We start from the raw sequence: 14,471 nt of genomic DNA on the forward strand, positions 1-14,471 counted from the left end.
CCAATGCTCCAAAAGCTGTACAAACTATTAATTTCTTATTATTCAATATGTTATTTTTGTTATTTAGTAAGGTCTACTGTGTTGCAATATCATGGTTATCTTTTTGCTGTTAAATTCAAGAAAAGCTGTACAAGTGCTTGGTTGAATCTGTTATCTGGCTCTGATTACAATCGTGATATGATTACATTAGTACTGATTTCATTAAGGATATATTGATGAGCACAGCTCCAACTGATCATGTCGATAGTGACTTACTTACCGAAATAGCCATTGCTTATTATCAAGATGGTGCTACTCAAGAAGAGATTTCACAAAAGTTTGGTATGTCACGAGCCAAAGTTGGTCGTTTGCTACGTCGTGCCCGTGAAGAAGGCGTAGTTGAGATTACAGTGAAATACCATCCAGTCTTTAGTGAAAAGCTTGAGCAGCAACTGATTGAGCGCTTTAATCTTAAGCGAGCTTTAATTGCTTTAGATCAGCCAGATGATGAAACTCAACGTCAACAAGTGGCCAGTTTGGTTTCAAGCTATTTGTCTTCAGTACTGACCGATGACATGGTAGTAACGGTTGGGCAAGGTCGAAATGTTGCAGCCATCGCCGGACATGTAGGCGTGGTACCTCATCGTAATTGTCGTTTTGTTTGTGGTATTGGTGGTACCCATCGCTCAGGAAATGCAATCAATGCTGACCATATTTGCCGTCAGTTAGCGAAAAAATACGATGGCATTAGTGAAACTCTGTATGCTCCGGCCTATGTTGAAGACATCACAGTAAAAGAAGCCTTCATGAAAAATGGTACGGTAAAAGAGACATTGGATAGAGCTCGCCGTGCTGATGTTGCGTTAGTGGGGGTGGGCGATATGAATGAAAATAGTCATATGGTGAAGTTGGGCTGGTTTTCCCCGCAAGAGATTGTCGAAGCTCGAATTCGTAAAGGCGTAGTTGGTGATATTGCAGGATATGACTTTTTTGATAGCCAAGGTCATAAAGCCGATACCATGATGAGTGATCGTGTGATCGGTTTGAGTATGGAAGAGTTGCGTCATATTCCAACAGTTGTCGTTATTGCCGCGGAAAACAGTAAAGCATTGGCGCTGCTTGGTGCTCTGCGTTCAGGGGTTGTTGACGTGTTGGCAACCAATGTAAGTAATGCGTTGACGATTCTCAATTTAGATCAACAAATGAAATAGTGCTCTTTTTAAGCATCTACTATTAATATGCAATCGTAATTGGCTTAATTATACTTTTACGGTTGCATCATATCGGTTATACCAATAAAATACATCACACAAATTGAGGAAGAACGGCGTATCCGGTGATGCGTCCGGATTTCAAATCCGGGTAGGGCTGCCAGCAGTCCTGGGTAGGTTCGACTCCTATGTTCTTCCGCCACTTTTTGTCTTTATCTTTTTATTATCACTTCCCTGTGAATCTTCATCGCTGAGTCTTGTATATTTAATCTTTTAGCAATTCGCTATCACGTAACTGACGATAATTAAATTTGCGTTTGGTAAAGCCAATACGATCAAAATATTCCAAGATTTGAATGGCGACTTTACGGCCCAGTCGCGTTAGGGTTCGAAATTCTGCAGTTTCAACTTTTCCGTGTTGAGTAATATGCTCTCGTGTTAAATCAGCCATAGTATGTAACTGTTGATAAGTGCAGTAACGGTCTTTAACAATTGCAGATAAATAACCCAGTTGTGCCAATTTATAACTTAACTGACGAATGTTCTCTTCTGCCAAATCAAACTCTGTCGCTAGGTCCCGAACCCAATGAGGATTTAAATCTTGGTTCATTCGAGCTTCAATAGCTAACCACAGTTGTTGCTCTTGTTCTGTTAAGGTCAGCTGATGATTTGCAAGGTGCAACCAGCCTCGTGTATTACTGATTTCTCCGTTTAATAGCAGCTGAGCCAAAACCTGCTCAAAGATGTCTTGAGGTTGATTTAATGCACTCATTCGATATAAGCGAGCTTTACCTACCCCAATCTCATCACAAGATTTTTGATGAAACCGTTCTAGCTGAGTCACGATTTGTTGTTGTAACTGGCATTGGTAATTTGCACTGAATAAATATGGCCCAGCTTGTTGAATCGTTTCATCTTGAGGCAATAATTGAGTTAATTGCTCTGAATGAATTTGATGTTGCCAAGCGAATGTTCTGGTATCGACCGGATGATGGTGTAATAGATGTTTTAGTATCGCTGCAGGTTGTTGTAATGTGCTGCGCTTTTGTAGATAAGCAATGCGCTCAGGCTTGCGTTTACCACGGTTAGGTGGCGCAAGATCAATAGCAACTGCTGAGGCTAGGTTATGTTTTTGCGCAGGATCGCGAAGCAGTAATTTATCTTGTTCACACAGGGCCAAAGGTTGCTCAAATTGCAGTTCAGCCAATACCGTTTCACCTGCTATAGCGCTCTCTTGTTCTAATAGTGCTACTTTCGCCATAGTGTGGCTCGCAGCATGAAAACATTGTACGCTTTGCCAGTGCTTGATTGGTTGATGAACTTGAATCGTTGCGGTAATGCGCTTGACTGTCTGTTCAGGTTTTATCGCAACGAGCCAATCACCTCGTGAAACTTGGTTTTTATCGATATTACCACTGATATTAAGGGCAATACGTTGGTCGGCTTGTGCTGTTAGTGCTTCCTGACCTTGAGCATGCAGACCTCGCACTTTAATCGGTTCACTTTCAACACCACCATGATGAGGATTATGGGTGACATAATAAAGGGTATCTCCCACCTTAACCTGGCCATTAAGTGCTGTTCCTGTAACGACTAACCCCACCCCTTTTACTGAAAAAGCACGGTCGATGGCTAAACGAAAGCCTTTACCAACGACCTGCTTTTGTTGCTCAGTATTGGCCATGGCCACTAGATGCTGTTTCAGATCATCGATGCCTTCACCTGTGATAGCAGAACAGGTGAAGGTGTGCCATTGGGTGATATTTTGCATCGCTAATGCATTTTCCACTTGATTAATACGAAGCTGTAAAGTGGTTGGATCGACTAAGTCTGATTTGGTAATGACAACCGTTAAACTGTCCATGTTTAATAGTCGCAAAATGGTCAAATGTTCATAACTTTGCGCCATTAAACCTTCATCGGCCGCTACAATAAATAGAGCGTGATGAGCAGTACCGACACCAGCCAGCATATTCGATAGAAATTTTTCATGACCTGGAACATCGATAAAACCTAATGTTTGCCGATGATTATTTTGATCTTGATAAGGCATAAAAGCGTAGCCTAGATCAATGGTTAGACCGCGTTTTTGCTCTTCTGGTAATCGATCAGTATTAGTGCCCGTTAATGCATGCAGTAGATGAGTTTTGCCATGATCAACATGACCTGCGGTAACGATAATCATGCCATGACCTCTGAAGTAGATGAGAGTTGATTAAGTTGGGTAATAAAGTCGTTAATATCAACCAAGCCCCTCATACAGAGCCACAGTTTATTATGATGAACTCGACCAATAATAGGGATCTCACCACTTCGTAATAGATCATCTAGATCATTTAAGGATCGCGAGCTGGTGTGATTTGCTTGAAAACTGATTGCGATTGATTCCAATTGTTCAGTAGGTAACGAGCCACTGCCAATTTGGCCATAGCTTGGCTCAATAGTAACCGTAAAATCCTTACCAACCAGTTGATGACAATAAGGTAATAGTTGCTGAGCTTGTTCACTTAGTTGATCTAAGGTACGGGTTAGGCGCAGTAAAGTAGGTAATTCACACGGAAGTTGCTCTGGATGACGATAAAGATTAAGTGTTGCTTCTAACGCGGCCAAAGTCATCTTATCGCAACGAAGAGCTCGTTTGAGAGGATGATGTTGCAATTGTTCGATCAGATCTTTTCGGCCCGCAATGATCCCAGCCTGTGGACCTCCTAATAATTTATCACCAGAAAAACTGACCAAATCGATACCATCATGCAACATTTGTTGAGGCATCGGCTCTGTAGGTAAACCGTAAGCGCTAAGATCAATTAACGATCCGCTGCCCAGATCGCTAATGACGGGCAATTGATGTTGGTGGGCTAATTGGCATAAATCGGCTTCCGCAACCGAGCTGGTAAATCCTTGAATCAAATAGTTACTGGTATGTACTTTCATCAAAGCCGCAGTGTGTTCACTGATAGCTTGTTGGTAATCTCGCAGATGTGTGCGGTTAGTTGCGCCCACTTCTACCAGTTGGCATCCCGCTTGACGCATAACATCAGGGATGCGAAATGAACCCCCAATTTCAACCAATTCACCTCGGGAGACAATCACTTCTTTACCCGCCGCAGTACCTGCTAGCATCAATAAAACTGCCGCTGCATTGTTATTGACTAAACAGGCATCTTCGCAACCAATAAGCTGCTGTAGTTGTTCACTGATAGCGTGATCTCGATGACCTCGTTGACCATTTTGTAGTGAATACTCAAGTGTCGACGGATAGCGCATAACTTGAGTGACGGCTTTGATGGCTGCTTCGGCTTGTAGAGCTCGGCCTAAATTGGTGTGTAAAATGGTGCCAGTTAAGTTAAAGACACGTTGTAGCCCTTGCTGATGTTTAGGTGCAAGAGCGTGAGTTAAATGCTGTGAAAAACGATCTAAGATTAAGGCTTTAGATACCAAAGGTTCAGAGCTTGCCAGCCAACTGGGTAACTGCTGTTGAGTTCGGATTGTCTCTCTCGCCTCTTGTTGTAATTGACGTACCATAGCGGTGAGGTGAACTTTTCCATACTGAGCAATAAGGGCTTGCTGCAATGGGTGATGAATTATTTGGTCTACACTCGGTAGATGAGCAAATAAAGCACGTGCAGTCATAGTGTTCTCATTTGTTGTTTAGCTGGCAAAATCGTTTGAATATGGTGACTTAAATAAGAAGCTTCTATCGGTATTATTACTGCATTAATGGCAATAAATACGGGTTAAAACCGCTACGAAGTAGGCCATCTTCTGCTAGTTTTTGATCCAACACTAAGGTCGCTAAATCATCTGCGATAGGTTCAACTTTAAAGTCTTTTTCAATGAAAAGTATTTTTAGGTAACTATTACAATGACTGCAGGTTTCAGCTCGAACTGCATCTTCTAGTGTGGCACTTTTTAATTGAATATCTTCACCATCATCACACTGGGTACACTCAGCTCGTAAACGGTGCCATTGCGCTTCACATTGGCTGCAATGTAGGTAACGTACACCACGATCTTTGACTAGACTAGCAACAGGAGCCGCGCCACACAGTGGGCAATTATGTTGTTTTTTATCCAACTCTGGCTGCCATTCCAAGCGTAATGCCGCGACATACAGACTGACAAAAGTATTTAATACCGCAAATAATAAGATGGCTTGTTCTGACGGTACTGAGTCGAATTGGTTTTGCTGTAGCTGAGAAAAATATTGCTCTAATGTGGTGTTATCAAGTGTTTTAACTTCATTTAAAACCGCCAGCATATCCTCAGATACGACCGGGATAAGAGCGTCTAGCATTGTATTTAACATCTTGGTTAATAGTGGCATCCAAGTGTTATCAAATGTTAGTGGCCACAGTGGCGTTTGTTGGGCTGCAAAAGTTTGGATTTGAGATTCAAACTGCTCTGCAAGGTTAGCTTGTTGTTGGGCAATTTGGCCAACCAGTAGTAAATAATCACCCATGAATGAGTCTTGAGCTAATTGACGTAAGCGCTGCGCTCGAGCCGTAAAAATTGTCGTAGGTTGGCCGATAATCAAAGGGGTAAAGCCATCAGAGTTTTGCTTGATAATCATGTCTTTTTCGAGAATTTTTACGCTCATATTTTTATTCCAAATAAACAAAAAGACCAATTGCGGTTTGGTGATGTTCAAATCGCAATTGGTTAAATAAGAACAAAGCTACAGACATGTAATCTGCAGCTTTGTTATGTGTTTCAGCTTAATCACTGCCAATCTAACAAGGTAAATTGGCATGATGCTGAATTAGTGTTTCTTACCCGCTTCAAGTTCACGGAACCAGCGAGGGTGGTGCTTCTTCGCCCATGCTAGAGAGACTTTGCCTTCTAACATGCCATCGATAGAACCTTGTACCCAGTACGCCATGTATGCGTGAATGATCAGGCTTAGGCAGAACACAAAGGCTGCGATTGAGTGAACAATCAGCGCAATACGAACAGTATCAATGCTAAAGTCAGCAGAGAAATATGCACGCCAAGCAACAATGCCTGAAACCAGTAACAACACGCCACACGCTAGAAATTGACGTAAAATCATTTTCTGACCAGCGTTGTAATGGCCTGCTGGTGGTACTTTGTCTTCGTTTTCTGTCAATACATCTTTAACGCTTAACATCCATTGCATGTCGCCTTTTTCAAAGCGGTTGTACTTCCAATAGCGAGCGGCTAAGAAGAACAGACCAACCGTCATGATGATGGCACCAAATGGATGCAAAATACGCGCAAGCTGCGGTGTACCGTACACATAACTTAGAAAGTGTAGAGGGGCGAACATAAAAGACAGACCCGATAACAAGGTTAAAATACCTGTTATTGCAACTGTCCAGTGCACAACTCGGTTTAAAGGTTTATGACGTAAAACTGTTTGATTCAAACTCATTTTTCATCTCCTTTTTGGTTGCGCTCTTCTTCCTCTTTCACTCGGCTACGACCTACGGTAACACGGTGAATAGCTGCAAGTGCTAACGTACCTACGATGCCCGCTGCGGCTAGTGGCTTAAAGTCATCTTTCCACAGTTTTACCGTTTCACTGATCTTAGGATCTTTTGGTAAATCGTAACGCTCAGGCTCTGTAACATCATGCAAGATGTAAATCACGTGAGTACCGTTAACACCGTCTGGGTTATAGATACCTGCTTTGCTGTGACCTTTTGCTTTAAGGGCTGCAACACGCTCATTGGCATACTCAAGGATCTCTTCACGAGAGCCAAAACGTAGTGCACCTGTTGGGCATGTTTTCACACAAGATGGCACTTGACCTGCTTGTAGGCGATCCAAACACAAGGTGCACTTGTATACGCGGTTATCAACTGGGTTCATACGAGGGATATCGAATGGACAACCCGCGATACAGTAACCACAGCCAACACATTTTTCAGAGTCAAAGTCCACCACGCCGTTTTCGTACTGCACGATAGCGCCAGGCTCAGGACAAGCTTTTAAGCAACCAGGATCTGAACAGTGCATACAACTGTGTTTGCTGAACAACCATTTGAACTTGTTATCTTCTTCAATTTCTTTGAAGTGGATTGTGGTCCAAACTTCAGCGGTTGTGTTTGGTGGATTTTGGTAAGAACCTTCGAATGTTCCTACTTTGCCACGCAAGTTGTTCCACTCACCACATGCGTCCATACAGCCTTTACAACCTGTACAGCATGTCACATCGATAAGTTTTGTGATCTCAATCTGACGCTCACGACCATGAGGTGCTGGTGTGATTGATGAGGTCGCAGAACTACGGATGATATTTTGCGATTCCATACCCATACGTTACTTCACCTTTTCCACATTAACTAAGAACGCTTTGTATTCAGGTGTTTGTGAGTTTGCATCACCAACACATGGAGACAGCGTATTTGCCAAATAACCTGGCTTAGTGTCGCCTTCGTAACCCCAGTGAATAGGAATACCCACTGTGTGTACGATTTGACCGTTAACATGGAGCGGAGTAATACGTTTTGAGACATACGCTTTCGCTTCAATAAAGCCACGCTTAGATGTCACACGAATCATATCCGCGTTGTTAATGCCTTTCTCTTTAGCCAATCCTTCACCAATTTCTACAAACTGTTCAGGTTGCAGTACGGCGTTGTATTGTGAGTGGCTAGTCCAAGTATGGAAGTGCTCAGTTAGACGGTAAGTAGTTGCCACAAATGGGAAATCTACTTTTGTACCTAGTTGAGCTGCATCATCTTTGAACAGGCGAGCCGCTGGGTTTGAAACCACATTTTTATGCAGTGGGTTCGTACCAATTGGTGTCTCAAACGGTTCATAATGCTCAGGGAATGGACCTTCTGCCATCTTATCTAGAGCAAACAGACGACCCACACCTTCAGGCTGCATAATAAATGGACCTGCATTGCTTGATGGTGGTAGCTTCGCATTAAAGTCAGGCACATCTGGACCGATCCATTTGCTGCCATTCCACTCAACCAAAGTACGGCTCTTATCCCATGGTGTACCATCTGGACGAGTTGATGCGCGGTTATAGAGAACACGACGGTTCAAAGGCCATGCCCATGCCCAGTTTGGTGCTAGACCAAGACCCGATGGATCGTGGTTATCACGACGTGATGTTTGACAACCTGCTTCTGTCCAACTACCTGTGTATAGCCAGCAACCAGATGTTGTTGAACCATCGGCTTTTAGTTGAGCAAAGCTAGATAGCTGATTACCGTTAGCGTCTTTACCGTTTAGCTCTTTTGCCAATTCACGAACATTTGGCTCAGATGGAATTGCATAGCTCCAATCTAGAGACAAAATAGGATCGGCGTAAGTACCACCTTCTTTTTGATACATTTCACGCATCTTCAAGAAGATACCCGCTAGGATCTCAGCATCACCTTTTGCTTCTCCTGGCATATCACCAGCTTTCCAGTGCCACTGTAGCCAACGAGCCGAACTTACGATGGTGCCATCTTCTTCAGCGAAACAAGCACAAGGTAGACGGAATACTTCTGTTTGGATATTCGCAGTATCTACTTCGTTAACATTTGGTTTGTTCTGCCAGAAAGTTGAAGTTTCAGTCACCAGTGGATCGATAGTGATTAGGTACTTCAAGTTAGACAGAGCATCCAATGTCTTTTGCTTATTAGACATAGAAGCAACAGGGTTAAAGCCTTGGCAGATATAGCCATTTACTTTGCCTTTGTACATCATGTCAAAGTAGCGCAGCATGTCGTACATCTGATCCCATTTTGGCATCATGTCGTAGCCAAAGTTATTTTCTGCAGTTGCGTTTTTACCGTAGAAAGACTTCAGTAGTGATGTAAAGAATGCTGGGTAGTGCTGCCAGTAGTTAGTCTGTCCTGGTTCTAAAGCTGTTGGTGTGTGGTGCTTCAAGTGAGTCTGGAAGTCCACATCTTTATCTGAAGGCAGCTTTAGATAACCCGGTAGGCTTTGAGCCAATAGACCTAGGTCAGTAATACCTTGAATGTTTGAGTGACCACGTAGGGCGTTAACACCGCCGCCAGCCATACCCATGTTGCCTAGCAGTAACTGGATCATCGCCATACAACGAATGTTTTCTGCACCTTTAGAGTGTTGAGTCCAACCGGTGGCGTACAGAATAGTTGCAGTGCGGTTGTCAGCAGCAGTACTTGCTAGTGCTTTACAAACCATGTTGTATTGCTCAACAGGTGTACCTGTGATGTTGCTAACAACTTCTGGTGTATAACGAGAAACGTGATCTTTTAATAGATTCCAAACACAACGAGGGTGAGTTAGCGTTTCATCTTTAAGCGCATAACCTTGGTCGTCTAGTTTGTAGAACCAGCTGCTACGATCGTACTTGCGCTCTTTTGCATCATAGCCAGAGAACAGACCATCGTGGAATTCATAATCATCACGAACGATAAAGCTGGCATTAGTGTAAGCCTTAACATATTCGTGGTTCACTTGACCAGTTTCCATCATGTAGCGAATTGCACCTAGAAGGAAGGCAATATCGGCACCTGAACGGATAGGAACATAGTGATCAGCAACAGCAGCGGTACGAGTGAAACGTGGGTCCACTACGATAAGTTCTGCGTTGTTGTGTTTTTGAGCTTCTACAACCCAACGGAAGCCTACAGGGTGAGCTTCTGCTGCGTTACCGCCCATAACTAAAATAACGTTAGCGTTTTTGATATCGACCCAGTTGTTGGTCATCGCGCCGCGGCCAAATGTTGGAGCAAGACTTGCTACCGTAGGGCCGTGTCAAATACGCGCTTGAGTGTCAACTGGAACCATACCTAAACCGCGAGCAAACTTCTGAGTTAACCAACCGTTTTCGTTGCTCTCGGCAGAAGCACATAGCATACCGGTTGATAGCCAACGGTTTACAGTTGTGCCTTGGTCATTTTTCTCGATGAAGTTTGCATCACGGTCAGCTTTCATTAGCTTAGCAATGCGAGTGAAGGCTTCATCCCAAGAAATACGCTGCCATTTGTCAGAACCTGGTGCGCGGTATTCTGGGAATTTAAGACGCTGTTCGCTGTTAACGAAACCAGAAAGGCCTGCACCTTTTGGACATAATGCGCCACGGCTTACTGGGTGATCAGGATCGCCTTCAACATGGAAGATTTTTTGTTTGATATTACCGTTAGCTGCGCCTGTGCTGTATAGCAAAGTACCGCAACCTACCGAACAGTAAGAACATGTATTACGTGTCTCTTTGGCAGCAGTTAATTTAAACTCCCGCGCTTCAGCCCACGCTTTTTTTGAAATTGTGGCAAGAGAGGTAATTGTTGAAGCAACAACAGTACCTGCACACAATTTAAATAATTGGCGTCTACTAATATTCAAAGTCGAATACCTAAATATTAAAAAAAGAATTGTATAACAAAAAAACGAGTGGTTATTATAAAAACAAATTCACTATCGTCAAATCTGCAGAAATATAAAACCCTATGACAAGTTGCCCAATTGATACTGAATATTTCAAGCATGCTGAATATTCGACTCATGAAATAATCAAATATGAGAATGGAATAAAAACAGAATGTGAAGATTATATTGCTGAAGAGGTTCCTGTTGCGCTTATTTATAATGGGATATCTCATGTTGTAATGATGACAACCCCTTCTAATTTAGAGAGTTTTGCTATTGGTTTTTCGTTATCTGAGCGGATTATTTCAGATATTAAAGAAATTAAATATATTGATATAAAAAGTAATTATCAAGGAATTGAAGTTCATATTGAATTGCAAATGCGTCCCTTTATGCTGCTAAAAGAACAGCGTCGCCAATTAGTTGGTAGAACGGGGTGTGGCTTATGTGGTATTGAGCATTTAAAGCAAGCAATGAAACCGGTATCGCCAGTAAATAATGACGAGGTAATACATTTATCTGTTTTAAATCAGTGTCTTGATAAGTTATATCAACAACAGGAATTAGCTGGAACAACAGGGTGTACACATGCCGCTGTGTGGGTTGATTCATGTGGTAATTTAGCCGCTATTTATGAAGATGTCGGCCGTCATGTAGCGATGGATAAATTAATTGGTGCCCGTGCAAAATCTTCATTATTGACTCATGGCGCTGTATTAATAACAAGTCGAGCAAGTTATGAAATAGTACAAAAGGCGACATCGGTTGGTATAGAAATATTAATGGCGGTCTCAGCACCAACTGCACTAGCGATCAAATTAGCAGAAGATTCGGGATTAACTTTAGTCGGCTTTTGTCGAAAGGGTAGAGCAACTATTTATACTCATCCACACCGAGTAATAACGGATAATAATATTAGATCACTTTAAATACCCTAAAATCACCTAATGAATATGCAAAGAATATTATTGGTTTTGATTTTATAAGATTAGGTTAATTTATACTTAAATATAAAGTTTGAATTAATTAACAATATTCTCTTAGGGATAATAATGACTGAAATAAACCTTAGATCCTCTAAAAGGAGTTAACTTAATATAATGCAATTGAGAGTCATTCCAATATATTAATACTATATAACGTAGCTTAATGATATCAATTATCAATTGGACTAAATAAATGGCGAATTTAAACTAAAAACGAAAATTATTATTTCATTTTTAAATAAGCTATTATTGAGCAGATAACGAAATTTTAAGCAATTAGGAATGATATTGTGTTACGGAAAATCATTATTATGGGCTGCTTAGCTGGAATGTGTGCCAGCGTATCAGCATCGCCATGGGAGAAATTTAAAACTCCGACGCAAGGAGAAGCTCAATCAATAGGCTCTTACGCAAATGGATGTCTTGCTGGTGGTGAGGCGCTACCTCTTGAAGGTGAAGGATATCAGGTGATTCGTTCTAATCGTCATCGCTATTATGGTAATCCAGAGCTTATTGAATTTTTACAGCAACTGACTCACGCATCAAATCAATTAAAAATAGGTAATGTTTTAATTGGTGATATCGCAATGGCAAGAGGTGGACGCTTCTCTTCAGGTCATGCTAGCCATCAAACTGGATTGGATGCTGATATTTGGCTCAAGATAACCGATAAACCATTAGCTAAAAATCAGCTGCAAACCGTCTCTGCGCTACCAATGGTCAACCTTGAGCAATATAAGATAAACAAAGATAACTGGACTGAAAAGCAAGCCCAACTGATCCAACTGGCTGCTAGTGATGAACGAGTGGCGCGTATTTTTGTGCACCCTGTGATTAAAGAGACTTTGTGTAAAGAAGAGTGGAAAGATCGTTCATGGCTGCGCAAAGTCCGTCCTTGGTGGGGGCACTACTATCATTTTCATGTCCGTTTGAATTGCCCTGAAGGTAGTCAATATTGTCAGGCTCAAACACCGCCTCCACCAGGAGACGGCTGTGGGGCCGAGTTAGCTTCATGGCGACCAAAGCCAGTTGATAAGACTAAACCTACTGTAAAACCTAAGCCAAAACCAAAGCCAGTTATGCCAGCACAGTGTAAGGCATTGCTAAAAGGTTAGTTGTCTTACAATAGTGAATATTCTTATGAGTATTAAATAGATAAAAAAACGCCAGCATTGTGAGCTGGCGTTTTTGTATTGGAATGGTAAACCTTATACCAGACCTTGAAGTGTCACGAATTTTTCCAGTAACTCTTCTTCTGTCTCAGTATGGTTTGGATCGGTAATAATGCAGTTTGTAATAGGGCACACCGACTGACATGTCGGCTTGTCATAGTGACCTTTACATTCTGTGCAGCGATCTGGATTAATCTCATAGATCTCTGCACCCATAGTGATAGCTTCGTTCGGACATTCCGGATCGCACATATCACAGTTAATGCATTTATCGGTGATCAGTAGTGCCATAGCGATTATTGACCGTCTTTAGGTGCGTGTGGGTTACGAGTGTTCTCACCTGAGTTTAGATTACGCATCAATAGACCGTAGCTTAGATCCATATCTTCTGGTACTGGGATAAACACAAAGTGACCGTTACCTTTTGCATCATCAACTGCTTCAGACTTACGGTTTTCCATACGCTCAAGTGTGAAGATCACATTACCTTTCGGTGTCATCACTTCTAGGCTGTCACCAACAACAAACTTATTCTTCACTTCAACTTCAGCAAGATCACCACGACGCTTACCAGTGAATTCACCAACAAACTGCTGAGTATCAGAAATTGAATAGCCGTACTCGTAGTTTTGGTACGCATCGTGTGTATGACGACGTAGGAAACCTTCCGTATAACCACGGTGAGCTAGGCTTTCTAGTGTTGTCATTAGCGTTGGATCAAATGGCTTACCAGCAACGGCATCATCAATAGCTTGGCGGTAAACTTGTGCTGTACGAGCACAGTAGTAGAAAGATTTAGTACGGCCTTCGATCTTCAGTGAGTGCACACCCATTTTAGTTAGGCGCTCAACGTGTTGAATCGCACGAAGATCTTTTGAGTTCATGATGTATGTACCGTGCTCATCTTCAAATGCCGCCATTTTTTCTTCAGGGCGGTGAGATTCGCTTAGTAGCACCACTTCATCGGTTGGTTTGCCAAGACCGATAGTGTTATCTGGGCGCTCAATTTGAACAGTCTCTTGAACTTCAACAATTTGGCCAGCATCGTTTTCAGTTGCTTTTTCGGTTTTGTATTCCCAACGACATGCGTTAGTGCATGTACCTTGGTTCGGGTCACGTTTGTTAATGTAACCAGATAGTAGGCAACGACCAGAGTAAGCCATGCAAAGAGCACCGTGAACGAATACTTCCAGTTCCATTTTAGGGCACTGCTCGCGGATCTCTTCAATTTCTTCTAGAGACAGTTCACGCGATAGGATCACACGCTCAACGCCTTGTGTTTCCCAGAACTTCACCGTTGCCCAGTTCACAGCGTTTGCTTGAACAGATAGGTGAATTGTCATCTCAGGGAACGCTTCACGAACCATCATGATAAGACCAGGATCTGACATAATTAGAGCGTCAGGGCCCATATCTACGATAGGTTTAAGATCGCGAATAAAGGTTTTTAGCTTTGAGTTGTGTGGTTGAATGTTACATACCACGTAAAACTTTTTGCCAAGGGCGTGAGCTTCATCGATACCAATTTTTAGGTTCTCGTGGTTAAACTCGTTATTACGTACACGAAGGCTGTAACGTGGTTGGCCTGCATAAACGGCATCTGCGCCATAAGCGAACGCATAACGCATGTTTTTAAGGCTACCTGCAGGGGAAAGTAATTCTGGTGTAAACATAGCTCTATTGTCTCTTTCTGATTCCAGATCAGTTCGTATCACCTAATGATACGAAGGGGAGGCGAGATTCTACGTTTTTCGAGGCGGTTGCGCTACTTTTCTCACGGGATTTTTTTGTTTAAGAAC

The 14,471-nt window shown here is 42.4% G+C and carries 11 protein-coding genes and 1 tRNA gene; 4 read left to right on the forward strand and 8 right to left on the reverse strand.

Translation table 11 applies throughout. The features are described from left to right. Positions 1-215: 215 nt before the first annotated feature. The gene (locus WAX86_RS03370; RefSeq protein ID WP_005300913.1) at positions 216-1,190 is read left to right on the forward strand and encodes a sugar-binding transcriptional regulator; all 975 of its coding nucleotides are present in this window, start codon (positions 216-218) and stop codon (positions 1,188-1,190) included. 107 nt (positions 1,191-1,297) lie between these two features. Further along, positions 1,298-1,392, forward strand: a tRNA-Sec gene (locus WAX86_RS03375). A gap of 63 nt (positions 1,393-1,455) precedes the next feature. Here WAX86_RS03375 and selB read toward each other — a convergent pair. From selB to fdnG, 6 genes are all read right to left on the reverse strand, one after another. Continuing rightward, positions 1,456-3,375 carry a selenocysteine-specific translation elongation factor gene (gene selB, locus WAX86_RS03380; protein WP_341489106.1) on the reverse strand — a complete coding sequence of 640 codons (1,920 nt, stop codon included), beginning with the start codon at positions 3,373-3,375 and terminating at the stop codon, positions 1,456-1,458. Continuing rightward, a complete protein-coding gene (gene selA, locus WAX86_RS03385; protein WP_106142123.1) occupies positions 3,372-4,823 on the reverse strand; it encodes an L-seryl-tRNA(Sec) selenium transferase in 1,452 nt (483 codons plus the stop codon). The genes selB and selA overlap by 4 nt, the downstream gene beginning before the upstream one ends. Before the next feature lie 76 nt (positions 4,824-4,899). Further along, positions 4,900-5,790, reverse strand: coding sequence for a formate dehydrogenase accessory protein FdhE (gene fdhE / locus WAX86_RS03390; RefSeq protein ID WP_005300907.1), 891 nt, complete (start codon positions 5,788-5,790; stop codon positions 4,900-4,902). Positions 5,791-5,952: 162 nt separating this feature from the next. Next, positions 5,953-6,585 (reverse strand): formate dehydrogenase subunit gamma, encoded by a 633-nt coding sequence (locus WAX86_RS03395; RefSeq protein ID WP_044176491.1) that lies wholly within the window; start codon positions 6,583-6,585, stop codon positions 5,953-5,955. Then, on the reverse strand, positions 6,582-7,472 hold the full coding sequence (gene fdxH / locus WAX86_RS03400) for a formate dehydrogenase subunit beta (protein WP_138222822.1): 891 nt from the start codon (positions 7,470-7,472) through the stop codon (positions 6,582-6,584). The genes WAX86_RS03395 and fdxH overlap by 4 nt, the downstream gene beginning before the upstream one ends. Before the next feature lie 3 nt (positions 7,473-7,475). Continuing rightward, the gene (gene fdnG, locus WAX86_RS03405; RefSeq protein ID WP_284647716.1) at positions 7,476-10,490 is read right to left on the reverse strand and encodes a formate dehydrogenase-N subunit alpha; all 3,015 of its coding nucleotides are present in this window, start codon (positions 10,488-10,490) and stop codon (positions 7,476-7,478) included. 104 nt (positions 10,491-10,594) lie between these two features. Between fdnG and fdhD the strand changes: the two genes are divergently transcribed. Then, positions 10,595-11,443, forward strand: coding sequence for a formate dehydrogenase accessory sulfurtransferase FdhD (fdhD, locus tag WAX86_RS03410; protein ID WP_005300899.1), 849 nt, complete (start codon positions 10,595-10,597; stop codon positions 11,441-11,443). 368 nt (positions 11,444-11,811) lie between these two features. Next, positions 11,812-12,615: a penicillin-insensitive murein endopeptidase gene (gene mepA / locus WAX86_RS03415; RefSeq protein WP_068946242.1), complete on the forward strand. Its 804-nt coding sequence runs from the start codon at positions 11,812-11,814 to the stop codon at positions 12,613-12,615. 93 nt (positions 12,616-12,708) lie between these two features. On the opposite strand, the gene WAX86_RS03420 is transcribed toward mepA, so the two are convergent. Further along, positions 12,709-12,963 carry a YfhL family 4Fe-4S dicluster ferredoxin gene (locus tag WAX86_RS03420; RefSeq protein WP_036764336.1) on the reverse strand — a complete coding sequence of 85 codons (255 nt, stop codon included), beginning with the start codon at positions 12,961-12,963 and terminating at the stop codon, positions 12,709-12,711. A 5-nt stretch (positions 12,964-12,968) separates the two neighbouring features. Then, the gene (gene yegQ / locus WAX86_RS03425; protein ID WP_341489107.1) at positions 12,969-14,345 is read right to left on the reverse strand and encodes a tRNA 5-hydroxyuridine modification protein YegQ; all 1,377 of its coding nucleotides are present in this window, start codon (positions 14,343-14,345) and stop codon (positions 12,969-12,971) included. Between the last annotated feature and the right edge of the window lie 126 nt (positions 14,346-14,471).

Source organism: Photobacterium damselae subsp. damselae, assembly GCF_038086725.1.
In the GTDB taxonomy this organism is placed as follows: Bacteria; Pseudomonadota; Gammaproteobacteria; order Enterobacterales; family Vibrionaceae; genus Photobacterium; species Photobacterium damselae.